Annotated in this window: 21 protein-coding genes and 1 pseudogene; 13 read left to right on the top strand and 9 right to left on the bottom strand. The window is 72.1% G+C overall.

Features of this window, described 5'->3' with window-relative positions; genetic code table 11:
* Positions 1-5: 5 nt before the first annotated feature.
* Positions 6-242, bottom strand: a pseudogene (locus ACIRPX_RS02550) (carbohydrate-binding protein); the annotation flags it as partial.
* Between the two features lie 80 nt (positions 243-322).
* Positions 323-2116, bottom strand: coding sequence for a M4 family metallopeptidase (locus tag ACIRPX_RS02545; RefSeq protein WP_404187429.1), 1794 nt, complete (start codon positions 2114-2116; stop codon positions 323-325).
* A 260-nt stretch (positions 2117-2376) separates the two neighbouring features.
* On the opposite strand from ACIRPX_RS02545, the gene ACIRPX_RS02540 reads away from it, so the two are divergent.
* The 7 genes from ACIRPX_RS02540 (at position 2377) to ACIRPX_RS02510 (ending at position 11022) form a co-directional block, all read left to right on the top strand.
* Positions 2377-3546 (top strand): serine hydrolase domain-containing protein, encoded by a 1170-nt coding sequence (locus ACIRPX_RS02540; RefSeq protein ID WP_404187428.1) that lies wholly within the window; start codon positions 2377-2379, stop codon positions 3544-3546.
* A 146-nt stretch (positions 3547-3692) separates the two neighbouring features.
* Positions 3693-5102: a CAP domain-containing protein gene (locus ACIRPX_RS02535; protein WP_404187427.1), complete on the top strand. Its 1410-nt coding sequence runs from the start codon at positions 3693-3695 to the stop codon at positions 5100-5102.
* A 75-nt stretch (positions 5103-5177) separates the two neighbouring features.
* The gene (locus tag ACIRPX_RS02530; protein ID WP_404187426.1) at positions 5178-5855 is read left to right on the top strand and encodes an AIM24 family protein; all 678 of its coding nucleotides are present in this window, start codon (positions 5178-5180) and stop codon (positions 5853-5855) included.
* Between the two features lie 197 nt (positions 5856-6052).
* Positions 6053-7093: a tetratricopeptide repeat protein gene (locus ACIRPX_RS02525; RefSeq protein WP_404187425.1), complete on the top strand. Its 1041-nt coding sequence runs from the start codon at positions 6053-6055 to the stop codon at positions 7091-7093.
* Positions 7090-8127 (top strand): polyprenyl synthetase family protein, encoded by a 1038-nt coding sequence (locus ACIRPX_RS02520; protein WP_404187424.1) that lies wholly within the window; start codon positions 7090-7092, stop codon positions 8125-8127. Before ACIRPX_RS02525 ends, ACIRPX_RS02520 begins: the two co-directional genes overlap by 4 nt.
* A 148-nt stretch (positions 8128-8275) precedes the next feature.
* Positions 8276-9235 carry a pyridoxal-phosphate dependent enzyme gene (locus ACIRPX_RS02515; RefSeq protein WP_404187423.1) on the top strand — a complete coding sequence of 320 codons (960 nt, stop codon included), beginning with the start codon at positions 8276-8278 and terminating at the stop codon, positions 9233-9235.
* Positions 9236-9426: 191 nt separating this feature from the next.
* Entirely contained in the window at positions 9427-11022 is a 1596-nt protein-coding gene (locus tag ACIRPX_RS02510) for a serine/threonine protein kinase (protein ID WP_404187422.1), read from the top strand.
* Here ACIRPX_RS02510 and ACIRPX_RS02505 read toward each other — a convergent pair.
* From ACIRPX_RS02505 to ACIRPX_RS02485, 5 genes are all read right to left on the bottom strand, one after another.
* Complete coding sequence (locus ACIRPX_RS02505) at positions 11014-12459, bottom strand: serine hydrolase domain-containing protein (RefSeq protein WP_404187421.1); 1446 nt, start codon at positions 12457-12459, stop codon at positions 11014-11016. The two genes, ACIRPX_RS02510 and ACIRPX_RS02505, sit on opposite strands and share 9 nt — an antisense overlap.
* Before the next feature lie 318 nt (positions 12460-12777).
* On the bottom strand, positions 12778-13251 hold the full coding sequence (locus ACIRPX_RS02500; protein ID WP_404187420.1) for a hypothetical protein: 474 nt from the start codon (positions 13249-13251) through the stop codon (positions 12778-12780).
* Positions 13252-13298: 47 nt separating this feature from the next.
* A complete protein-coding gene (locus ACIRPX_RS02495) occupies positions 13299-13493 on the bottom strand; it encodes a hypothetical protein (RefSeq protein WP_404187419.1) in 195 nt (64 codons plus the stop codon).
* Between the two features lie 14 nt (positions 13494-13507).
* The gene (locus tag ACIRPX_RS02490) at positions 13508-14428 is read right to left on the bottom strand and encodes an acetoacetate decarboxylase family protein (protein ID WP_404187418.1); all 921 of its coding nucleotides are present in this window, start codon (positions 14426-14428) and stop codon (positions 13508-13510) included.
* A gap of 477 nt (positions 14429-14905) precedes the next feature.
* Complete coding sequence (locus ACIRPX_RS02485; RefSeq protein ID WP_404187417.1) at positions 14906-16171, bottom strand: NADH:flavin oxidoreductase/NADH oxidase family protein; 1266 nt, start codon at positions 16169-16171, stop codon at positions 14906-14908.
* 128 nt (positions 16172-16299) lie between these two features.
* Here ACIRPX_RS02485 and ACIRPX_RS02480 point away from each other — a divergent pair, with 128 nt between their 5' ends.
* On the top strand, positions 16300-16917 hold the full coding sequence (locus ACIRPX_RS02480; protein ID WP_404187416.1) for a TetR/AcrR family transcriptional regulator: 618 nt from the start codon (positions 16300-16302) through the stop codon (positions 16915-16917).
* On the opposite strand, the gene ACIRPX_RS02475 is transcribed toward ACIRPX_RS02480, so the two are convergent.
* The gene (locus ACIRPX_RS02475; protein ID WP_404187415.1) at positions 16830-17381 is read right to left on the bottom strand and encodes a hypothetical protein; all 552 of its coding nucleotides are present in this window, start codon (positions 17379-17381) and stop codon (positions 16830-16832) included. The two genes, ACIRPX_RS02480 and ACIRPX_RS02475, sit on opposite strands and share 88 nt — an antisense overlap.
* Complete coding sequence (locus ACIRPX_RS02470; protein ID WP_404187414.1) at positions 17378-17932, bottom strand: GNAT family N-acetyltransferase; 555 nt, start codon at positions 17930-17932, stop codon at positions 17378-17380. Before ACIRPX_RS02470 ends, ACIRPX_RS02475 begins: the two co-directional genes overlap by 4 nt.
* 391 nt (positions 17933-18323) lie before the next feature.
* Here ACIRPX_RS02470 and ACIRPX_RS02465 point away from each other — a divergent pair, with 391 nt between their 5' ends.
* The 5 genes from ACIRPX_RS02465 (at position 18324) to ACIRPX_RS02445 (ending at position 24119) form a co-directional block, all read left to right on the top strand.
* Positions 18324-18869 (top strand): GNAT family N-acetyltransferase, encoded by a 546-nt coding sequence (locus tag ACIRPX_RS02465; protein WP_404187413.1) that lies wholly within the window; start codon positions 18324-18326, stop codon positions 18867-18869.
* Positions 18870-19124: 255 nt separating this feature from the next.
* A complete protein-coding gene (locus ACIRPX_RS02460; RefSeq protein ID WP_404187412.1) occupies positions 19125-20456 on the top strand; it encodes a DUF2254 domain-containing protein in 1332 nt (443 codons plus the stop codon).
* 136 nt (positions 20457-20592) lie between these two features.
* Positions 20593-21657: a hypothetical protein gene (locus ACIRPX_RS02455; protein ID WP_404187411.1), complete on the top strand. Its 1065-nt coding sequence runs from the start codon at positions 20593-20595 to the stop codon at positions 21655-21657.
* Positions 21658-22618: 961 nt separating this feature from the next.
* Positions 22619-22900 (top strand): hypothetical protein, encoded by a 282-nt coding sequence (locus ACIRPX_RS02450; RefSeq protein WP_404187410.1) that lies wholly within the window; start codon positions 22619-22621, stop codon positions 22898-22900.
* A gap of 244 nt (positions 22901-23144) precedes the next feature.
* Positions 23145-24119 carry a hypothetical protein gene (locus ACIRPX_RS02445; RefSeq protein WP_404187501.1) on the top strand — a complete coding sequence of 325 codons (975 nt, stop codon included), beginning with the start codon at positions 23145-23147 and terminating at the stop codon, positions 24117-24119.
* The last annotated feature ends 21 nt before the right edge of the window (positions 24120-24140 follow it).

The raw sequence follows: 24140 nt of genomic DNA, 5'->3' as shown, positions 1-24140 counted from the left end.
GGGGGTCAGGAGGACGTGGGTACGTCGATCCGGTCGATGTCCGGTGCGTAGCCGTCGCCGCTGTCGAAGGTGATCGTGTGGGAGCCGGCCATGAGGGTCGGCGGGATGCTCACCGTCTCGACCGTCCCCCAGTCGCCGGTCGAGGGGAACGTGTGGCTCACCGCGCCGCCGTCGGTGGAGACGGCCACGGAACGGGCGTCACCGCTGACGTAGGCGATCTTCACCCGGTAGGTGCCCGACGCGGGGACGGTGATGCCAGGGCCTCGACGCGCCCTCCTGCGGCACCAAGGCCGTCGTGCCGCAGGAGTCGGCCGCCGCTCGGTCAGTGGTGCGCGGCCGGGGTGTTGGCCGCGGTCACGTCGACCGCGGACCAGGACCTGTCGACCGTCCTGTACTCGGTGCTGTTCTGCCCGTAGAGGTCCTTGGCCGCCTTCAGCGTCGCGACGCGCGCGCCGTGGAAGTCGGTCGTGGAGACCATGTAGCGGGTCAGGGCGCGGTAGAAGATGGCGGTGGCCTTGGTGCGGCCGATGCCCTTCACCGTCGAGCCGTCGAACGTCGGCGAGTCGTACGCGACCCCGCCGATCGTCTTGCGGCCGCTGCCCTCGGCGAGCAGGTAGTACGCGTGCGAGGAGACACCGGAGCCGGCGTGCACCTCGGCGTCGTAGACCTGGGGCGACCAGTAGTCGATCGTGCCCTCGAGCTTGTCCAGCGAGGGGTGGTCGAGACGGCGCAGGAACTTCTGCTTGAGGCCGAGCTTCTCGCCGATGAGGTAGTCCGGCCTGTCCTTCGCGTTGTTGGTGAAGAACTCGACGTCGGAGCCGAAGATGTCCGCCAGCGACTCGTTGAGGGCGCCCGGTTCGCCGTACTGGTTGCCCTCCGAGTCCACGCGCGTGGGCTCCAGCTTGGCGGTGGCGTCCACCACACCGTGGGTCAGTTCGTGGCCGGTGACGTCGAGGACGACGAGCGGCTTCTTGAACATGTCCCCGTCACCGTCGCCGTAGAGCATGCAGCCGCAGGTGGAGTCCCAGAACGCGTTGGCCACCTTCTTGCCGAAGTGGACCATGGCGTGGGCGCCCTTGCCGTTGTTCCGGATGCCCTTGCGCCCGAAGGTCTTCTTGTAGAAGTCGAGGGTCTTGGTGATGCCGTACTGGGCGTCGGCGGCGGCGCTGTTCCGGCTGGTGGTGGCGCCGTTGCCGAAGACGTCGTTGCGGGTGGTGATCTTCTTGCCCCGGCCGAAGTTCTCCAGCTCCCGCCCCTTGGCGTCCCGGGTCTCGGTGCCCCAGTGGGTGGGGTCCTTGAGGAGGTAACTGGTGCGCGCCGTGCGGGTGGTGGTCAGCGGGATCCGGCCGACGAAGAGGGACTTGCCGGTGCCGTGGGCCGTCGACGGGCGGCGGGCTGCGGCGGACACCGACGACGAGGCGGCTCCCACGGCATGCGCGCCGGCGCCGATGGCGGGGCCGGGCTTCTCCCCGGCCCGACGCAGCGTGTCGAGCAGGCCGGGCGAGACGAAGGCGTCGCTGTCCGGTGTGCTGCTGCGCACCTTGCCGGTGACGGCGTCGACGACGACCGTGCTGGAGCCGCCGCCCCCGGCGGTGCCGCTGCCGCTCACGTGCACCTGGTAGGCGAGGGCGGCCCCGCCGTTCCGTGCGTCCACGACGAGTTCGGCGACGCCGGCGTCCCCCTTGGCGGCCGTGGCCGCCTTCTGCCGGGCCTGTCCGGCCGACAGCCTGGCGGAGGTGGCGGCGGGCCGCACGGTGTGGCCGGCGGCGCGGGTGACGCCCGCGTACGCCAGCCTTCCGGTCAGGTGGACGACGAGGTCGCCCCCGAGGACCGGCATGCCCTGGTGGGTGCGGGTGAACCGGACGTGCCGGGCGCCCTCCGGGTCGATCATGACGTCCTCGGCCCGCAGTGCGTCGCCCGGGGCGACACCGGTGGCCGAGGCGTGGGCGACGGCGGCGGCCTTCGCGGCGGACACCACGGACGCGGTCGAGGCGTCGGCGGTGGCGGCATGTCCCGCCCCCGTGGCGGGGCTCGCGAAGGCGGTGCCCGCGAGGCTCGTGGCGGCCGTCGTCACGGCGACGGCGACCGCCACGTTGCGTATGTGGGGTCTACGCACGGATGAGGGTCCTTCCTTGCAGGGCGGCCGGGTCCACCAACCGCCCCGACGCACGGCGCCGTTGGACGCCATGGGGGCTGGTCGGGCCCCGGTCGGAACCCTTTCGGACGCATCATGTCCATGTAAAGACTAAAAAGCCAGATTCCGTGCGATACATGGCAATACTTCGCATATTCATGCCGCTCGGTGATCAGTGAGTGACCAACCGTGCGTCGACTGTGGAGATGTGACGGGACGGAAGAAAGTTGCCTCGTGTGAATGTGACCCATCTCGCATCCAAGAGCGCGCTCGTCGGAACGGCCGTGCTCTGTCTCCTGGCCGCCCCCGCGCACGCCGCGCCGGCCGGGGCGCTGCCGAAGCCCGACCCCGACGGCCTCGAAGACGTGCTGCGTACCGCGCTCGAGCAGGGCGCACCCGGCGCGATGGCCCGGATCGACGACCACGGCTCGGTCACCCGGGCCGCCGTGGGCGTCGCCGACCGCGGGAGCGGACGGACCATCAGCAACGCCGACCGGTTCCGCATCGGCAGCGTCACCAAGACCTTCTCCGCGGTCGTGCTGATGCAGCTGGCCGACGAGGGCAGGCTGCGGCTCGACGCCTCGGTCGACCACTATCTGCCGGGCCTGCTGCCCGACCGCACGATCACCGTGCGCCAGGTGCTGGGCCACCGCAGCGGCCTGTACGACTACACCAACGACATGTTCGCGAACGCGGTCCCCGGGTTCGAGGCGGTCCGCTCCAGGGTCTTCACCTACCGCGGGCTGGTGGAGCGTTCGCTGCGGCACCGGCGCACCAATGCCCCGGGCACGGCGTACGCGTACTCCAACACCAACTTCGTCGTCGCCGGGATGCTCATCGAGAAGCTGACCGGTCACTCCGTGAGGACGGAGTACCGGACCCGCATCATCAAGCCGCTGAAGCTGCGCGACACCTTCTACGTCCACCCGGACAAGAAGATCCCCGGCCGCCACGCCGACGGTTATCTCACTCCGGACAAGGCGGGCGCCGCCCTCGTCGACGCGACCGACCAGACGATGTCATGGGCGCAGAGCGCGGGCGCGGTCATCTCCAGCACACGGGACCTCAACACCTTCCTCTCCGCCCTGCTCGGCGGCCGGCTGATGTCGCCCGCGCAGCTCGGGCGGATGGAACGCATGATGCCCGTCAACAGCACCCAGTCCTACGGGCTCGGACTGCGCAGCCGCCATCTGTCCTGCGGCGTCTCGGTCTACGGGCACACCGGCGCCGTCCAGGGCTACTACACGTACGCGTTCGCCACGAAGGACGGCAGACGCAGCCTGACGGCGCTGGCCAACGTGTCCAACAACGGCCGGGTGCTCCGCACGATGCTGGGCACGCTGGAGTCGGCGTTCTGCGGCAGGAAGACGAAGGAGGTGCGGCCCACGGCGGTACCGGGCACACGCCGGTAGCCGTCGCTCCGGCATCCCCCGCACCCGCCCCGCACCGGCGGGCCGGGTTCCCGGCCGTCCCCGCCCGCCGGGAACCGCGCCACCCTGGCAGACGTTGTCCGGACGAGCCCTCCGAGGCGACCGGACGACGACACCAGGGCGGTGCGATGAGCGAGTTGGTCCCCGGGGGCAACATGCCCCTCCCGGGCGGTGCCGTGACCGTCCGGGTGCCCGGCCCCTTCGACGTGTCCGCGCTCATCACGGACGACGGCGGCACGGTCGGGAGCGACGCCGACTTCGTGTTCTACAACCAGCCGTCGGCCCCGGGCGCCCGGCTGGACGGCGACACGCTCACCGTCGACCCGCGAAGGCTCCGGCCCGGAGCCACCAGGGTCACGGTCGTGGTCAGCCCGGCCGACCCCGCCACCTCCCTGGACCGGCTTCCCTCCCCCACCCTTCAGGTCTCGGCCGCGGGCGGCCGAGACCTGGCCCGGTTCGCCCCGCCGCGCCCGCAGCAGGAGACGGTGCTGCTGCTCGTGGAGATCTACCGGCGCGGCGGCGCCTGGAAGCTGCGGGCGCTCGGGCAGGGGTACGCCGACGGACTCGCCGGTCTGGCCAGGGACTTCGGGGTGGACGTCGTCGACGACGCGGCCGTGGCGGCGCCGCACGCGCACCTGCCCGGTGCGCAGCCGGCCCGCGCGCCCGCCTCGCCCGCTCCCCCGGCGCCCACGGGCCGGCCCGTCGTCGTCCCGACGCCGACGCTCGTCGACCTCCACCCCTCCGGGCCGGCACCGGCCGCCGACCCCGACGGCTTCCTCACTCTCGTCAACTCCGTGCGTGCCGGGGCCGGTGTGCCGCCGGTGTTCCTCGACACACGTCTGGTGTCCGCGGCCCGTGCGCACGCCTCGGCCATGGCCGCCGCGGGACGGCTCGGGGTGGAGGGCGCGGACGGCGTCTCCGTCTACCAGCGCCTGACGGCCACCGGATACGCGTATCTCACCGTCGGCGAGCACCTGGTCTCCGGACCGCGCACGCCCGCCGACTTCATCGACTACTGCCTGGGCGACGAGCAGGCGAGCCGTACGCTCTGCGACCCGGCCTACACGCACGCGGGTCTGGCACACGTGGGTGACGGCCGCCGCGGCGACCTGTACTGGACCGCGCTGTGGGCCAGGCCGTTCACACCGGGCGACCTGGCCCGGACGGCGGCCGAGGTCGTCGACCTCACCAACCGGGAGCGCGCCAGGGCAGGTCTGCCCCCGCTGACCGCCGACGCCGTGCTCACCACCGCTGCCCAGGCGCACAGCGCCGACATGGTGGCGCGCGCCTTCTACGCACACACCTCGCCGGACGGCAGCGAGCCCTGGGACCGGGCCGCGGCCGCGGGCGCCCGCCGGCGCTCGATCGGCGAGAACATCGCCTGCGGCCAGCGCTCGCCCGCCGAGGTCGTCGAGGGCTGGATGAACAGTCCCGGTCACCGGGCCAACATCCTCAAGCCCGACTTCACCCACATAGGGATCGGTCTCGCGGGCGGCGGCGCGGCGGGCACGTACTGGACCCAGCTGTTCGGCGCCTGACCGCCCGCTGCCGCGCGGCGTTCCGTCCGGCCCGCGATCTTGGCGGAACGCAATCTTCCGGGACAGGATGCCCGCATGAAGGGTTCCCTCTTTTCCAGCGACCACATGGTCCAGCCGGCCACCGAGGCGGGCATGGCCGTCGAGAACGCCAAATGCATCAAGTACGCGGTGAACGGCGAGATGCTCGCCCGCCAGGGCGCGATGGTCGCCTACCGCGGCAACCTCCAGTTCGAGCGCAAGGGTCAGGGCGTGGGCGGCATGCTCAAGCGCGCGATGACCGGCGAGGGACTGCCGCTGATGGCGGTGCGCGGTACGGGCGAGGCCTGGTTCGCGCACGAGGCGCAAAATTGTTTCATCGTCGAGGTCGATCCCGGTGACGAGTTCACCGTCAACGGCCGCAACGTCCTGTGTTTCGACGCCTCGTTGTCGTACCGGATCTCGACGGTGAAGGGCGCGGGCATCGCCGGTGGCGGCCTGTTCAACAGCGTCTTCACCGGACACGGCAGGCTGGGCCTGGCGTGCGAGGGCAACCCGCTGGTCATCCCCGTCTCGGCGCAGTACCCGGTGTACGTCGACACGGACGCGGTGGTGGGCTGGACCGCCGGTCTGCACACCTCCCTGCACCGTTCGCAGTCCATCGGCTCGATGCTGCGCGGCGGCTCCGGCGAGGCCGTGCAGCTGATGCTCCAGGGCGAGGGCTACGTCGTCGTACGCCCGAGCGAGGCGACGCCGCAGCGGGTCCAGCAGCACTGACGGCCGGGAGGTGATCTGCGCCTCAGGAGCAACCTCTCCGGCGGCCGCGACGTCTTGATCCGCAACAGGTGATGCCCTGGCCCTCCGGGCCGGGGCCCATTTTCGACGCACTATACACTCTATGTATACACAGAACGTATAATGTTCACGTATACATCGCGTGTATACATGGCGTGCATACGGACCGAAAGGGACCCATGTACGGCAAGGCATTCGCCCCGGAGTACCAGGGCGCGCTCACCACACTCTCCGTGAATTCCTCGCTGACGGACGTACTGGCCGCCGGCACGCGGGAGTTGAGAGCGGCGGAGCGGTCCGGGCAGCACGGGGAGGCGGCCCGTTCCGGGCTCGCGGTCGCCGAGGCGCACCGCAGGCTGGGACAGGTCGGGGAGGCCGAGCGGGCATGGAAGGCGAGCTACCGCGCGGCCCGGGCGGCCGGGGACACGGCGGCGATGGCGTGGGCGCTGTGGAGCGGCGGCACCCTGGCCCGGCAGCGGGGCGCCTTCCCGCTGGCCTGGCGGCTGCTGGGGCTCGCGGCCGACCTCGGCGAGCGGGGCGGCGACGTCGTCGTGCGCGGCTACGCACTCGCGGGACTCGCCGAGACCGGCCGGATCCAGGGCGACTACGAGGCCGTCCGCAGGCTGCACGAGCAGCTGCTGGCCGAGGCGCGGCGGCGCGGCGAGGCGCGGCACACGGTGTGGGCGCTGGAGGGCATCGCGCAGATCCATCGCAACACCGGCGCGTACGACACGGCGTTCGCCCTGTTCGAGGAGGCGGCCGGGATAGCCGCGCGGGCCGAGGACCGGCGGGGCCGTGCCTGGGCGCTGCGCGGCCTCGCCGACATCGTGTCCGTGCGCGACGGGGACGTCGAGCGGGCACTCGCGCTGCTGTCCGAGGCGGAGACGAGCTGCCGGGCGATGAAGCTGTCCAGCGCGCTGGCCTACAACCACAAGATGCGCGGCAACGTCCTGTACCGGGCGGGGCGTTACGCCGAAGCCCGCGGCCTGTACGAGCGGGCGCTCGCGGAGTTCCGGGCGATGAGCGAGCCGCGCGGGGAGGCGCTGGCCCGGCTCGGGCTGGCCAAGTCGCTGGCCCGGCTGGGCCGCGACCGCGCCGAGACCGCGGCCGAGTTCGCCGTGCTGGCCGACGAGTTGGAGCGGATCGGGCTGCGGCACGCCCGGGAGATGGTGGCCCGTGCCCAGGAGGAGTTCGGCCTGGTCGCGGAGGTGGCACGGTGACGGCGCAGCCCTCGGCGCTGCGGGCGCCGGTCGACGCCGCGCACGTCCTCGGCCGGTGCCGCGCGTTGGTGCGTCCCGCGCTGACGGAGGCCGTCGGGCGGATGCATCCGTGGGTGGGCGAGATGGCCGCCTACTCGTTCGGCTGGTGCGAGGTGGGCGGTACGCCGTCCGTCGCGCCGGGCGGCAAGGGCGTACGGCAGGCGCTGGCCGTGCTCGGGGCGGAGGCGGCGGGCGCCCCCGGACGGGCCGGGGTGCCCGCGGCGGTGGCGGTGGAACTGGTGCACGCCTTCTCGCTCCTGCACGACGACATCATGGACGGGGACGCGGCACGGCGCCGCCGCCCCACCGTCTGGAAGGCCTACGGCACCGGGCCCGCGGTCCTCGCGGGCGACGCGCTGTTCGCCCTCGCCGTCGAGACCCTCGCCGCCCGGCCCGGCGGCCCGCGGGCCGTGCGGGTGCTGTCGGCGGCGCTGGGCGACCTGGTGCGCGGCCAGGCCGACGACCTGCTGTTCGCCGCTCGCCCGTGGACCGGACCGCGGCGGGTGCGGCCGGCGGAGTACCGGACGATGGCCGAGCACAAGACGGGCGCGCTGCTCGGCTCCGCCGCCGCGCTCGGCGCCCTCCTCGGCGGCGCGGCTCCCCCGGTCGTCGACGCCCTCGACCGTGCCGGGCGCCACCTCGGGATCGCCTTCCAGATCGTCGACGACGTCCTGGGCATCTGGGGCGACCCCGCGGTGACCGGCAAGCCCGTCCACGGCGATCTGCGCGAGCGGAAGAAGACGTACCCGGTGCTGGCCGCGCTCGACTCCGGCGGTCGCGCCGTGCGGCGGCTGGCCACGCTCCTGGAGACGGGCGAGGACCCCGAGGAGGCGGCCACGCTGATCGAGACCGCCGGCGGCCGGTCGGCGGCGACCGCCGAGGCACGCCGCCATCTCGGCGCCGTCGACACGGTTCTCGCCGACGCCGTCCTGGAGACGGGAGCGGCGGACGAGCTGCGGACACTGCTGGAGTACCTGGTGCGACGGGACGTGTGAAGCGGCGGGAGTGCGGTCCGGACCCGGTGGGCGCAGGCTCCGGACCGCACTCCCCGTCCCACCGCCCGAAACAGTTTGACCTGGGCCCTCTCCCGCGTAAGGGTGCGAAGCGGTGCGGACCGTCACCCGCGCCGAAAGGGTGAGTGTCTTGATCGGGATCTCTGAGGTCGAAGCCGCGTCCGAGCTCATCACCGGGCATGTCCTGCGGACGCCGACGCTGCCGAGCCCCGGCCTGACCACACTGCTCGGCGCCCCCGTCACCGTGAAGCTCGAACTCCTCCAGCGCACCGGCTCCTTCAAGGCGCGCGGTGCCACGGCGAAGCTGCTCTCGCTCACCGACGCCGAGCGGGCCGCCGGCGTCGTGGCGGTCAGCGGCGGCAACCACGGGATCGCCCTCGCGGTCATGGCCGCCGCCCTCCATGTGAAGGCCACGGTGGTCATGCCGCGCTCGGCGCCCGCGCGCGCCGTGGAGATCGCGGAGGCCGCCGGTGCGTCGGTGCGGGTGACGGACGACATGGCGGGGGCGTTCGCCCTCACGGCGCGGCTCCAGGACGAGGGGCTGACGCTGGTCCACCCCTTCGACGATCCGCTGGTGATCGCCGCGCAGGGCACCGTCGGGCTGGAGTTCGCCGCGGACGCGGGCGAACTCACCGACGTCCTCGTCAGCATCGGCGGCGGGGGCCTCGTCGCCGGCGCCGCGGCCGCGCTGCGGGCGCTGCGGCCGCAGGTGCGGATCTGGGGCGTGGAGACCGAGGGAGCCGAGGCCATGTCGCAGGCGCTGGCCGCGGGTGGCCCGGTGCAGGTCGGCCTGTCGTCCCTGGTGTCCACGCTCTGCGCGCCCGCCGCGTCACAGCTGACGTACGACCATGTGTCCGCACTGGTGCACGAGGTGCTCGTGGTGCCGGACCGGGCGGCGGTGCAGGGCACGCTCGACCTGGCCGACCACGCCAAGGTCTGGGCGGAGCCCGCGGCGGGCTGTCTGCTGCCCGCGGCCCGGCGGGTCCTGGAGCGGGTCGGCGGCGACGCGCGGCTCGGGCTGGTCGTGTGCGGGGGCAACGCGACCACCGGTGACGTCATGGGCTGGGCGGAGCGCTTCGGGTTGCGCTGATTCCGTACAGCCGTCCGGGAATTGTCTTATTTGAATTCCGGTCAGCAAAAGGCGACTTCACCGAATTGCCCCGACGACGCAGGAACAATTGGGCGCGGGCGCCATTGATTTGCGGGTCCTTTGAACGCATCCCGTCGTACTTTCCGTACCTCTGTGAAAGGCGGGACGCGGGGTTTCGACGAGGGATGACCATGGTCAAGGCGCATGTCTTCACGCACGAGTTGGTCGCCGGAAGATACCGGCTCGTCGACGTCGTCCACCAGGAGACCAACCGCATCTGCTGGCTCGGCAAGGACGTCGGCACCCAACGCCCCTGTCTCCTCACCCGGATCGCCCTGCCGTACGACGCGGACGGTGAGACCGCGCCGCGCGCCGCCGCCCGCGTCATCCGCATGTCCGAGACCCTGGGGCTGATGTGCCCCGACGCGGTCGCGACGGTCGCGGACGCCGTGGAGCAGGACGGTGCCCTGTGGATCGTCACCGAGTGGATCGACGGTACACCGATCGGTGAACTCGTCGCCCAGCGCGGCACGTTCAACTATGTGCGGGCGGCACGGATCGGCCTGGGGCTGCTCGACGTGCTGGAGGCGGCGCACAGCGAGGGCATCACCCACGGCGAGCTCAGCCCGGGCAATGTCTTCGTGCGGGACCGGGGCTCGGTCGTGGTCACCGGCTTCGGGCTGGCCGGCGCGACCCTGGCACCGCGGCTGACCGCACCGTCGTTCGCCTCCCCCGAACAGGCCCGCGACGAGCGCATCGGGCCCGCCGCTGACCTGTGGGCACTCGGCGCGATCCTCTACACGATGCTCGAGGGCCGCCCGCCCTTCAGGGACCGGGACCGGCCCGAGGCCACCCTGAAGGGCGTGGACCGGCTGCCGCTGCGCACACCGGTGCGGGCGGGCCCGCTCACCCAGACCGTGCAGGGACTGCTGCGCAAGAACTCCCGGGAGCGGCTGACCCGCCAGGTGGTCCGCGAGGCCCTCACCCGTGCCGTCACCGAGGACCCCGACGCGACGGTGGGCACCGTGCCCCGGCCGCGGCTGCGGGGCGTCTCCACGGCCGCCTGGCACTCCGCCCCTGCCTGGACCCGGCGCACCATGGCCGCCGGCACGGCTCTGGCCGTCGTCACCGTGGTGGTCGCCGCGCTCGCCGCCACCGGCCTGCTGCCCGGCACCGGCACCTCCGGGAGCGACGACGCGTCCTCCCGGCCGACGGTGTCCGCCACGCCGCCGAGCAGCCGGACCGACGGCCGCGGCGCGACCGCGTCCCCCTCGCCGACGCCCACCGCGTCCCCGCCGCCCTCCGCCTCAAGTACCCTGCTGCCGCAGGGTTTCCGGCGCTACACGGCGCCCGAGGGCTTCTCGGTGGCCCTGCCGAAGGGCTGGGGCCGGGTGGACACGCGGCGCGCCGGCGAGACGTCCTACCGCGTGACCTTCGGGGCGGACGGCGATCCCCGCGCGCTCGCCGTCACCTACAGCACCATCGCGGGTCCCGACCCCGTCGCCGTCTGGCGCGACGACGTGCAGCCCGTGCTGGAGAAGCAGGACGGCTTCCGGCGGATCGGCACGATCCGGGCGACGACGTACCAGGGCGACAAGGCCGCCGACATGCAGTGGCTCACCGAGGCCGGGGGGACCAGGATGCGCACCTTCGGGCGGGGCTTCCTGCTGGGTGGCGGCCGGAGCTTCTCGCTGCGCTGGGCGACTCCGGCCGCCGACTGGAACGACTCCGCGAACCGGCAGGCCCTGCAGACCGTCCTGCGCACCTTCCGCACCCCCTCAGGCTGAGGGGCGGGGCGCGCGCATCGCGCGCAGCGCGGGGCCGTGCAGCGGAGCGGTGGGCCACCGCGCGGTGAACGTCCCGTCCGCCAGCGAGCAGGTCACCCGCAGGCGGTGCGGTGTCTCCAGGAACCGGATGTCCACGGCGAGGGTGCCGGCGTCCGCCCAGCCGCCGCTCACCGCGACGGGCAGCGGCTCGTCGCCGACGGTCCAGCCCGCTCGCCCGAGGGGCACGTCGAGGTGGTGCCCGTCCTCGGTGAGCCTGAGCGTCCAGCCGTCGGCGCCGGACGTCACCCGGACCCCGGTCAGCTTGGGCTGAGCCGCGCAGACACCGCCGTCCGGGGTGAACTCGGCCGCGGACCAGTCGCGCGCCCGCTGCGGCGGCGCGGGCTCGCCCGGTGACGGGGGCAGGGTGAGGCCCGCCGTCCGCTCCCGCAGCGCCCGGTCCGCGTCCTGGCGGTCCGTCAGCGGCTCGGGGCCGAAGGCCGGCAGCAGATGCCGCCAGACGAGGTTCAGCAGCTCCTGCATCTGTTCGGTCGCCGCGGTCGTGGCGACCACGGCGTCGTGGTCGGGCAGCACCAGACAGAACTGGCCGTAGGCGCCGTCACCGCGGTAGCCGTGCCGGGAGTTCCAGAACTGGAAGCCGTAGCCCTGCTGCCAGTCCGACCGGGCGCCCTCCGGCGTACCGTCGCCGTTGTCGATGTGCGGGCGGGACGCCTCGGCCACCCAGCCCTCGGGCAGCAGCCGCTCCCCCTCCCACACGCCGTCCTGGAGGTAGAGCTGCCCGAGCCGCGCGACGGCGTCGGTGGCGGCGTGCAGCCCGCTGAAGCCGAGTTCGCGGCCGGCCCGGTCGCGCAGCCAGGCCACCGTGCCGATCCCGATCGGGTCCAGCAGGCGCGGGCGCAGATATTCCGTCAGCGACTGCCCCGTGACCCGCTGCACGATCGCGGCCAGGCTGTACGTCGCGGGCTGGTTGTAGGCGAAGACGGTGCCCGGATCCCGCTCGGGCGGCACCAGCAGAAAGCCGCGCACCATGTCCGCGCGGTCGGTGGCGAGCGCCCGCGGCAGGGTCTCGGCCTCGTGCCCGCTGGCCATGGACGCCACATGCCGTACCAGCATCGCGCGGCTGCGCGGATCGGTGATGTCGGCGTCGAACTCCGGGAAGTAGGAGATCACCGGGTCGTCGAGGCGGAGGAGCCCCTCACCCGCGGCGATCGCCGCGGCCGTCGCCGTGAAGCTCTTGCTGAGCGAGTAGAGCAGGTGCGGGCGTTCGGCGGTGTACGGCCCCCACCAGCCGGAGGCCACGAGACGGCCGTGCCGCAGGATCATCAGGCTGTGGGGCTCGATGTCCGGGGCCGCTTCGACGGCGTCGAGGAAGGCGTGGACGCCGGCGGCGTCGACACCCTGGGCTGCGGGGTCGCTGGAGGGCAGCGGGCGGGCACTCATGCAGGCATCCTGCCCCGGTGATCCGCCGGGCATGGGACGGTTTCCCGCCGCCCGCGCGGGTGGCCCGGTCGTTCCGGTGCACTTCGGGCAGCGGGCCGCGGCGGTGCGACCGCCCTGCGAGGGCGGCATCCGGCCCGGCCTCGGCTCGCGTGGGCGGGCAGGACTTCGGCCGACCGGTGTCGCCGCACATGGCGCACCCTCACGCACGAGCACACGCACACGCACACGCACACGCACACGCACCGGAAGCGGTAGCCCCAGGCGGCACCGAGACCCATGCGCCCACGACGGGCGTTGACCGGGCGAGACAGTGCGGCGCTACCGCGCTACGGCGACGAGACTTGCCCGCATGGCCACCTGAAGGTCCTCACGGGCCTGATGGAATCGATCCAGCCCTTCGCGGTACTCCGGCGACGTGAGCGAAAGACCTGGATGCGTTTCGAGCAAGTCACGCCATTGCCGGAGCAGGCCGTAGGCCTGGTCGGACTTCTCCCTCACCTCTGGTGGGGCCTGCAAGGCCATTCCATAGCGCTGTGTCAGTACTGAGGCGTCGCGGAAAGCGTCCAGAGCCGCCTGGTATCGCGCGGCGGCATCGCTCTCCTTGAGGATGATGACGCGCAGGGCCGTCGAGCTGTCGTTCAGGGCGGCGAGATATGTGCTGTAGAGATCTCGAAGGGCGTCGTATGCGCGGCTCGCCTGCTCGCGGCGGTATCGCGTGCGGTCGGCGATCAGGGTCGAGCCGATGCCCAGCATGGCGCCGACGACGGTGCCCACCAGTGTCCCCCAGTCCATGAGTGGCACCGTAGTTCCGCCGGTCCACCCTTGGAAATGGCACGGACTCAGGCGTTTTCCTTCGCGTTCGTCGGCCGGCCATGGCGCTGAAGTGGCCAGTTGATGGAGGCGCTGGTGGGCGACGGACTGCGGCTCGGTGTGGCCGCGACGCGGCTTGCCAGACGGTGGATCCGGTCCGGGGTCAGGGATGCGGGCAGTCCGGTGCCGCGGGCGGTGGGCGGGGTGGCGTGATCGACGACCATGGCGGAACTCCTTGTCACCGGTGTCCGCTGGGGACCGAGGTGGGGACGGGCATGTGCAGGACGGCTTGGCCCTCGGTCATGACGTCGAGCCGCACCGTTCTGGTCGGCTTGAGCAAGCGCAGGTCGTCGGCCATCCGGCCTTCTCCTAGCTGGAGATCGATACCGCGGGGGAAACGCGCGGTGCCCGCCGCGAGCGTGTTGGTCTGGTTGAGCGTGGAGTGCCAGGCGCCGTTGATCGACGTGTAGGAGGTGAGGCTCGAGACACGCTCACCGCTCGCATACACGCTCTGGGCGGGTGTGGGCACCGCGAGCGACAGGTCCGTCCCGCCGTCACCGTTGGCCACACGTGCCGTCGTCCGGTCGGCGTCGATGTCCACGTCGAGGTCGGTGACCCACTTGGGAAAGCCGTAGCCGTCGTGGCCGCGGACCTGCGCGATCTCGCTGCTGACCGGCAGACTGAGCACATAGGAGTCGAGGTGTCCGTTCTTGAGGGCGGTCACGAGGTCGAAGAACCCAAGACCGCCGTGCCGCGCCGGCTTCACGGCGATGCCGACGGCGGCTTCGGTGTAGAAGTCGATGTCGCACACGTCGTAGCGGAAGAACATCAGCGAGATCAGGCCGAGACCGGGTGCGACCTCCAGCGGGGCCAGTTCCGCGGGAAGGCGGGTTCGGATCGCGCGGGTGCGGGCGAGCATCGTGAGCCGAGCGGTCGAGATGCGGTAGTAGAAGTTCGGGGTGAGCGTGGCCCCGATCGGTGAGGCCACTTCGGTCTTGGGCAGCCGGCGGAAGAAGTCCACGTCACTGACGCGAGGGTCGTTGGCGATCTCGTCCAGATCGGTGTTCATGCGGTACCGGTCGTACAGGCCCCCCTTGGGGACCGTGACCGCGCGGCCACCCAGATCGACGTTCACCGTGTCCTGCAGAGTCGACGACACCGGTATCGCTCCCTCACTCCGTATGTTAGCAGTGCTTACATCACCGTAGACGGCAATGTAAGCACCGTCAACACCGAGGAGGGAGTGGAAGCGACTGGGGCCTCACGCGGTCCCACCCCATGGCCGTCGACGGCGAGATTGCGCGGGCGGCGCCGGTGCCGCGAATGTCGCGCACACAAAAGCGGCCAGGATCCCCTCACCGGTGCCGGCCGGGCGTCGCCGCGGCACCGGACCGGGAGCAATGCGCGGGCTCGCGCCTCGCGGCCGACGTTTCGGCGGGGGCACGCCGACCGGGTGGTGACCAGGCGGCATGGACCGGAGTGCACGCCGGTCCATGCCCCCGTGGAGCCGCCGCTCAGCCCGGCTGTCGCCCCCCGTGCAGCCGTCGCTCAGCCCGGCTCTCGCCCCCCCGTGCAGCCGTCGCTCAGCCCGGCTCTCGCCCCCATGGAGCCGTCGCTCAGCCCGGCCGCGCAGGGGTCACGCAGCCCGGCTCGTGGTCGCGCCCCGGTGTCGCGACGCGGTCAGCCAGGTGCGGTAGCGGCGCAGAGCCCGTCGCTGCCGGCCCTGCTCACAGAGCAGGGCGCGTACCGGGTGGGCGCCGGGCCTGGACATCCGGCCGCGGGCGAGACGGCGCATCTGATGGCGGACCTGGGCCATGGTGGCGGCAGAGGCGAGCGCCTTGTCCGACCAGGACACCGGCCGAAGGTGCCGGTCGGCCTCGCGGCCCTTGCGCCAGCGGTCGGGCAGGTCCGGGGTGACCGCCAGGGCGGTGCCCATGCCGACGAGTGCCACCCCGCTGTCGAGGACCTTCTCCGCGGTCTCGCGGCGGGTGATGCCGCCGGTGAGCATCAGGGGCAGTGGGCTCACCTTGACCAGGTCCTTTGCCAGGTCGAGGAAGTAGGCCTCGCGGGCCTGGGTGCGCTCATCGGCGGGGCGGCCGGTCATCGCCGGGCTCTCATAACTGCCACCGGACAGCTCGACCAGGTCGACGCCGAGCGGTGCCAGCATCTCGATCACCTGACGTGCGTCATCCGCGTCGAATCCGCCGCGCTGGAAGTCGGCGGAGTTGAGCTTCACCCCGACCCCGAAGGATGGCGAGACCGCGGCGCGCACGGCACGGACGATGTCCAGCAGCATGCGGGCCCGATTGGCCAGCGACCCGCCCCAGGCATCGGTCCGCTTGTTGACCAGCGGAGACAGGAACTGCGACAGCAGGTAGCCATGCGCGGCATGAATCTCCACACCGTCGAAGCCGGCCTCCTCGGCACGGCGGGCCGTCACCGCGAACCGGGTCACCGTGGCCTCGATCTGCTCGGGCGTCATGGCGTCGGGCCGGCCGAAGCGGCTGCTGTGGCGGCCGAGATCGACCCCCACGGCGGACGGGCCCCACACCACGCCGGGCATGCCGGCCTGCACCTGGCGGCCAGGGTGGTTGATCTGCATCCACATCGCCCCACCGCCGGACTTGCCCGCCTTGGCCCACTCGGCGAACGGCTCCAGCGGCGCGGCCTCGTCGAGCACGACACCCGCGGGGCCGGTCAGCGCCTCGGCGTGCACCATGACGTTGCCGGTGATCAGCAGTCCGGTGCCGCCCGCGGCCCAGCGCCGGTACAGCGCCAGCAGGTGGCGGCCGGGCAGTTGGCCCTCGTCGGCCAGGTTCTCCTCCATGGCCGCCTTCGCGATCCGGTTGCCCAGCGCCCGTCCGCAGGGCAGGGACAACGGCGAGAACAGTTCGCTGGTCATCCGACTCCCTCTCTCCACTGTCCGATCGATCCGACCGATCCGACCGATCCGACCGATCGCATAAAATGTGTACGCCGCTCACATTAAGCCGGGAATGTAAGCGGTGCATACATGAGAGGGTGTGACCTGTGCCACCAGCGACTGCGTACCACCACGGCGACCTGCGTGCCGCCTGCCTGCGCGCCGCGCGCGAGATGCTGGAGGAGGACGGCAGCGCCGCGCTGTCGATGCGGGCCGTCGCGCGGCGCGCGGGCGTGTCGCCGGCCGCCCCCTACCGGCACTTCCCGGAACGTGAGGCGCTCGTCTCTGCGGTCGCGGCCGAGGGCTACCGCGAACTCGCCGAGCAACTCGCCGCCGCCCACCCCTCACCCGAGACCCCCGAGGAGCTCGCAGCGGTCGCCGTCGCCTACGTCCGCTTCGCGCTCGACCACCCCGCGCTCTTCCGCGCGATGTTCGCCGAGCCCTGCGACCCCGACAGCGAGGACCGGGTCGCCGCGACCGCGGCCATCGCGGAGTACGTCCGTGACATCGTCCGCCGCACCTTCCCCGGCGCCGACCCGGACGCGCTGTGGGCCGCGATGTGGGCGCTCGCCCACGGTCTGGCGTTCCTGCACCTCGACGGCAAGTTCGACGCTGTCGCTCCCGAAGCGGTCGCCGCTCAGGTTCGCACCGCGGTCTTGGCGCTGTTCAGCGCCGCCCCGGCGCTCTCGCAGGCGACCGCCGCGCAGCCCTCCGGCGACGCGTGACCGGCAGCCGACGGCAGGACCGGCCGGCTCGTCTCGGTGTTGCGGCCGAGCCCCCGTCGGTGGAGGCCATGCACCTGCTGGTGAGGCGCCACGCCGAGCGGGTGCGGTGCCGTACGAAACACTGTGAATTCCCGCCGGTGAGGGCTGGACCAGGCTTCAGGCCACGAGACGTGCTCCAGGGTGGCGTTCCGCTCATGCCCCGGCGAGAGCGGCTCGCAGTTCGTCGGCCACCATGTCACCAGGCAGTCGGCGAAATCCGCATCTCCCTTGGCCTCCATCCAGCGCCGGAAGGCGCTGCGCAAGGCCATCGTGGCCAACTCGGCGACCAGTTCGGCCGTTTCGACGTTCACCTGACGTCGCTTCAGCGCGTCGCGGATCGCGCTGGTGATCGCGGCTGTCTTGGTGCGCTCGGGCTCCGGCCGGCGCACCCAGGCACACGGGAAGACGGGAAGAAGCGTCTTCACTCATGTCCTGGCCGCGGCGCGTGAACGCCGCACGCCGCCAAGCGACTTGTCTTCCACCTGGCAGCGGCGAGGTCCACCCACGCCGTGACGGCGTCGCCCTCACGGACAGGGTCGGCGCCCAGTGCGGCGAGAAGTCGGTGGACGGCGGTGTTGTCGGGTCTCGTACTCACGAACAGTGATTCGAATCCGTCCGTGCCCGCGAGGACCAGGAGATGCCTGAGCACCGCACCGCCCACGCCGCTGCCGCGGTGGGACCGTCCGATCCACACCCCTGCCTCGACCGCATGCTTCACGTCCTCCCTCGGACACAGCCGGGCGGCCCCCACCACCGCCTCCCCCACGACGACGGCAAAGGTGGTCTCCACCGACTCGGCCGAAAGGGACCTCGATCGATGGAACCGCAAGAACGCCGCCTGGCGCTCGGCGGTCCATCCATCGGGTCCGGCCACCGGAGGCATCACCTCGCAGGGATCGGCGTCAGCCACGGCTGCGTCCAGCAGGTCCTGCAGCAGAACCTCATCGAGCGGCCGCAGTGTGACGTCAGATCGCATGATCGCATCCTGTCACCGGGACCACGCTGTTCCCCATCGGCTTTCCACCCTTGCCGGCAGCGAGTCGCGCCACCGCAGCAGCAGAGTGGTGGCAGGGCGGACATGGCCCGTCCCGTCGCAGGGGCGATCCGCCCCGCCGGCCGTGCCACGCCGCCAACGCGGTCCGCTTTGGCCTGACGTTCCGTCAGGATGAGCTCGATCCGCTCGCCGTGGGGGCTCTTCGACGACTCCGCCAGCACCGAGCGTGCCGGTGACGTCGCCTGGAGGACCGCTCCTGCAGATGGAAGGCGGTGCCCTGCCCGTGTGCACCGGGGGCCGTCACCGCCACGCCCCGGGCGTGTATATCGAAAGTGGCTGGTTGTGACTCTGTGGCCTGTGTTTCCATGCCGGAGTGGACATCGACAGCTCCGGAGTGCGTGATGAGAGGCCGAGCCGCTTGATCCGGCGAAGGGCTGATGCCGACGTTGAGGAGTGCGTACGGGTCCTCGCGGAGGTCCATGCGGGTGACGGCTATCCGGTGAACTGGCCTGATCGGCCGGGCGAGTGGCTGTCACGCGGTCCCCTGCTGTGCTCCTGGGTTGCCGAACTCGAAGGCGACCTGGTGGGGCATGTCAGTTTGTCGCAAGGCGGCGAAGGCGATCTGGCCCCGCTGCTGTGGAGCGAGCGGAACGGAGCGACGCGGGGTACGACCGCCGTCCTCAGCAGGTTGTTCGTTGCCCCGCGGGCAAGAGGACATCGGATCGGCGCACTGCTGATCGGCCGAGCAGTGGAGGAAGCGCGGCGTCGTGGCCTGCATCCGGTGCTCGACGTCGTCGCATCCGACGCCGCGGCGGCAGCCCTGTACGAGCGGCTGGGCTGGACGCGGATGGCCACGGTGGAGCAGCAGTGGGGTCCGCACCAGACGGTGGCCGTCCACTGTTACGCAGCGCCATCGTGACGTGGCCGTTGATGGCCACTCGTTGATGGCCACTCGTTGATGGCCGCGACGAGGACGGTCGCCGCGTAGCGGACCGCGGCCTTGTCGCACCGCGTGGCCCGCCCGTCCTGTTCGACTGAGATACGGCTTCTGGACTTGGCTCTGAAGCCGATCGGGCCAGGCACGGTGCTCTCACGGTGGTCTGGGAGGCCTGGCCGGCGACGCCGGGGTCGTGGGAGCGCGCCGGATCGGGGGTGCGGCTCTTACCATCAAGCCATGCGTGACGTAACGGCTACGGAGGGTTCCTCTTGGGGACGGCGGCCCCGGGTGTTGTCTCCGCTCAGGCAGCATCTGCGCGACACCTTCTGGTTCGCCCCGATCGCCGCCATGGCAGCGGTGTTCGTCGTCTGGGCGGTGGCGCATGAGCTCGATGCGCTGATCGTCGAGGCGCTCAAGGAGCACGGCTCCTACCAGGAGCTCGAGGACCTGGCCCGCTTCGCCGACGACGCCAAGAGCGTGGTCGGGACCGTCAGCTCGGCGATGATGACCTTCATCGGCGTGGTCTTCAGCATCTCTCTGGTAGCGGTGCAGATGGCCAGTGGCCAGTTCACGCCGCGCGTGGTGCGGCTCTTCGTCCGCAGCCGGATCACCAAGGCGACCTTCGCCGTCTTCCTCGCCACCTTCGTCCTGACCCTCCTCGTCCTGACCTCGTACGACAGCACCTCCGACCCCGCCGCGCTGGTCTCGGTCCCCCTGGTGCAGTCGGTCCTCACCCTGGTCATGGTCGCGCTGAGCCTGCTGCTGTTCGTTCTCTACGTGAACGCCACACTCCGGCTGATGCGGATCAGCCATGTCATCGCACGGATCGCCGCCGAGTCCTTGCCGGCGGCCTCCTGGATGCCCGGACCGGAGAGCGGCGCGGCCCCTCCCGACTTCGGTGCGGTCACGGCCCGGGTGCTCCACGAGGGACAGGCCGGCGTCCTCCGGGACGTGCACGTCGCCCGGCTCGTCCGGGTGGCCCGGCGGCACGGGATCGTCCTGCGCCTGATCCCGCAGGTCGGCGACTTCGTGGTCACCGGCACGCCGGTCCTCGCCGTCCACGGCGGACCGGCACCCCCGCGCGCGGCGCTGCGCCGCGTTCTGTCGGTAGGCGTGGAGCGCACCTACCACCAGGACCTCGGGTTCGGGCTGCGCCAGCTCTCCGACATCGCACTGCGCGCCCTGTCGCCAGGCGTCAACGACCCCACCACCGCGGTCCAGGCCCTGGACCGGGTCATCCAACTGCTGGCGGCGCTCAGTCGCCGGCCCCTCGACGCCGCCCTCCACCTCGACCGGGCCAGAACCGTGCGCCTCGTCCAGCCCGTGCCGACCTGGACCGCGCTGGTGGACCTCGGCTTCGCCGAGGTGCGCGGGTACGCCGTCGGAAACCCGCAGGTCTCCCGCCGCTTGCTGGCCGGTCTCGACGACCTGCTGCTCCTGGTGCCGCCGGACCGCCGCGAGCCGCTCCTGCGCCACCGCGAGCTGCTCTGCCAGACCGTCAGCCGGGAAGCGGCAACCCCGACCGACCGCGCATTCGCTCTGTGGCCGGACCGGCAGGGCATCGGTTGAACGAACGTGACCCCGTTTTCAGGCATGCAGGAGCCGCTCCCCCGGCCGAGCATCATCCCGGCTTGACTCTGCCGCCGCTGGAGCCTTGACGATCGCGTGGTAGGCAGCACACGGATCGTCATCGGAGGCGCACGGCATGCGAGGCAAAGGCATCCACTACGACACCGGCACCTTCCCCAACGGCGACACCTCCCGCCCCGTGTTCGACGCCGACGTCGTCGCGCGGGACATGCGGGTCATCGCCGACGACCTTCACTGCACCGCGATCCGCGTCACCGGCGGCGACCCGGACCGGATCGAGACCACCGCGCGGCACGCGGCAGCCGCCGGGCTGGAGGTCTGGTTCTCGCCGTTCCCCTGCGAGATGACCGACGAAGAGATGCTCCCGTACTTCGCCGACTGCGCCGAGCGAGCCGAACGACTGCGCCGCGACGGCGCCGACATCGTTCTCGTCACCGGCTGCGAACTGAGCCTGTTCGCCCGCGGCTACCTGCCCGGCGACACCTTCAACGACCGCATCCCGGTCCTGGCCGGCCCCGACCGCGAAACCGCGCTCCGGCCGATCCCCGACCAGGTCAACGCCTTCCTCGGCGAGGCCGTCCGCACCGTCCGGCCCCTGTTCGCCGGCCCGGTCAGCTACGCCTCCTGCCCCCTGGACGGCGTGGACTGGAGCCCGTTCGACATCATCGGCCTGGACGCCTTCCGGGGCCTGCGCAACGCCGCCACCTACCGCGACGACCTGCGCAAGGAATCCACCCACAACAAGCCCGTCGCCATCACGGAGGTCGGCTGCTGCACCTTCCGAGGGGCCGGCGACTACGGCGGCTCGGGCTGGTACATGGCCATGGAACCGGACGGTGTCACCCCCAAACCCGACCTGGTACGCGACGAGGGCGAGCAGGTCCGCCATCTCGACGACCTCATGCCCGTCTTCGAGCAAGAGGGCATCGACTCGGTCTTCTGGTTCAGCTTCGCCGGGTACGGCACCCCGCACCGACGGTCCGGACCGGACCCCGACCTCGCCTCCTACGGCATCGTCAAGATCCTCGACGAGCACAGCGGCTACCCGGCCGACGCACGCACCTACCCCGACATGCCCTGGGAACCGAAAGAAGCCTTCCACGCCCTGGCAAACCACTACCAGGCCCTCAAGCACCATGACACCTCCCACCAGCACCCGGACATCCGGCAGGGCCGCTGAGCAGCGGACCGGGCCACGGCCGCGGACCGGAAGCCCAGGAGACGGGCCTTCCTTCCAAGCACCGCCGACGGCCGTGACCGGCCGGAGCTCGTGGAACGTGCCGTCCTGCAGCATGGCGAGGAGCACGCCGGCTCGACGTCTGGCGAGGACGGACGGGCCGACGTCCGGATGACGACTTCCGCATCGGCCGCGGAGCAGAACTCGTGGGCCCAGGAGCGGATCGGATCGGCACTCGGCCAGGCGCGGTGCGGCAGCGGTGCGTGGGCGAGCAGCCGACGCAGCTTCACCACGGCCCGACGCCAGGCCGGACAGCGAACGACTTCCGCAGACTGCCGGGGTGCCGGGCTTCGCCCGGAAGGTGGGCAACCACATCATGGTTGGCCATCCGTTCTGCCAGGGCCCGCGGACTCACACCACGAGCGTCGACACGGCCGGGGTCGGCACCGGCTTCCAGCAGCGGCTGGATCGCCGCCCCTTCGCCCCGCGAACAGAACACCGCCCTCAACAACGGCGTACGCCGTGACCATCCACGGCATCACCCGGCGCGCCCGCGGCCAGGAGGACCTCGACGGCGGATGCCGAGGGGGACTGAGCCGCACGGTGGAGCGCCGTCCAGCCCCCAGCGTCGGCCGCGTCAGGGGCGGCGCGCCCGGCCCCGTTGCCGACGCCGGGCCCCTCTTCCCTGCGGGCGGTGCCGGGCGTCCTGCCGGTCAGGCCTCGGGCCCGTAGGGGCGCAGCCGGAATTCGGCATCGGCACAGGGGAGTTGACACGGCGTCGACACTCGACCTACGTTCGTGGTGTGTAGCCGCTTGGCTGCATGTTTTTGGGGGGCGGGCTTCATCGCGCACGCGATGGGAGCCGGGGAATCAACCCCAGGAGACATGTGGCGTAAGCGGCTTGTCGCGTTTCCGGGATCGGATTCCTCGTCGGCCCGCCCTCCTTGAACGGGAAGGAGTGGCGGTGTCGTCGCAGGTTGAGCCATCGCAGGACCATTCCGGAGTGCCGGGTGCGGGCCCCGAACCCCCGGCGGAGCGTGATCACCGCACGATCGACCTGATCGCGCTGGTGTGCATCCTGGCCGCCTGCACGGCGATCTGCCTGGCCGCCGGTACGGGGGCGCTCCAGGCCGTGATCGGCGCGGCCGGTGTCCTGTTCGCCGCATGGCGTACACCACCGCGGACCAGGTGGGACCCTCGTTCGGTCCCGGCCCGACGCCGACCGCCGCGCCGCCCCGAAACGTGACGTTGACCGGGGGGGGGAGCTGCACGGTGATCACCGGTCCACGCGACGAACGCCCGGCGTGGCGTCACGTCGAGGCATCGCGAACGGCACCTATGGGCTGGCGTCCGCACCTGGGCGGCCGGCAGCTTCGGCGTCCGCCCGTCTGCGCATCCGCGCCTCCGCCCGTATGCACTCCACCAGCCCCTCCACAGGAGAGCCGCCCGTGGCCCCGGCGACCGTCCCGGCCGAGCCGTCCCCCGTCCCCATGTCCGACCTGGTCGCGCGGGACGCACGCGAGTTCGGGGTGCACGCGCGGACCGGAGGATGGGCCTTCGGCCTGATGGTGGCGCGCAGTGTGCGGCCCGGCGGCCAGGGCGCGGACGGGACGCCGAAGGTGTCCGCGAAGGAGTTCGCGGAGCTGGCCGGCTGCTCCGCCGAGCGTGTCCTGCGCTACTACAAGGCCTGGGACCGCGCCGCCGACGACGGTCTCGTCCCGCACTTCGAGGCGCTCGCGCCGGGCCAGGACGTGGCGCTGCCGGACGCCGACGTCTGGCTGAGCCACTACGTCTCCCGCAACAGCGCCACCTCCGAACGGGGCACCGCGATCGCCGAGGCCGCCGCGGCGGAGGGCGTCCGGCCGACGAAGGCGCTGGAGGTCGCCGAGAACCCCACCGCCCTGCGCGCCGCGATCCTCGCCGACCCCTCCACCGCCCGGGCGGCGCGCCGGGCGCTGCTGGACCGGGTCCGTGAAGACCCCGGACTCCAGGCCGAGTTGGCGCGCGACGTCGTGCGCACCGACGACCTCAAGAAGGCCGTCGCCACCGAGAGCCGCGCCGCCGACCGGATCGGATACGTGCGCCGGATCGCCGCGTCGGGTCAGGTCAAGACGCCCGCGGGGCAGACCATCGACGCGCCCGCCGACGTACGCCAGGAGGCCGAGCGGCATCTGTCGCTCATCGAGGAGCTCGACGAGGGCGAGGACGCGGGCGAGTGGGCCGGCGAGGCCTACGACACCGTGAAGGCGCTCGTCGCCGAGACGGTGGAGGCCGATCCCGCACTGCGCGTCCAGGAGCGCCGGACGAAGTTCTGCAGCAGCCTGCGACGGGCGACGAAGGCCTTCGAGGAGCTGACCTTCGACGACGTGCGGGACTTCGCCGAGGACGACATGGTGCAGCGTCTGGAGGAGCTCCAGCGGGCCGTCGCCGGCTGCCTGACCGCACTGCGCGGCGCGAAGGCCTGACCGTCGCGGTACCCGGGCGGG

The organism is Streptomyces sp. NPDC101225 (assembly GCF_044767585.1).
Taxonomy (GTDB): Bacteria; Actinomycetota; Actinomycetes; order Streptomycetales; family Streptomycetaceae; genus Streptomyces.
Note: the sequence above shows the minus strand (reverse complement) of the source record. Positions and strands in the feature narration are given on the sequence as shown.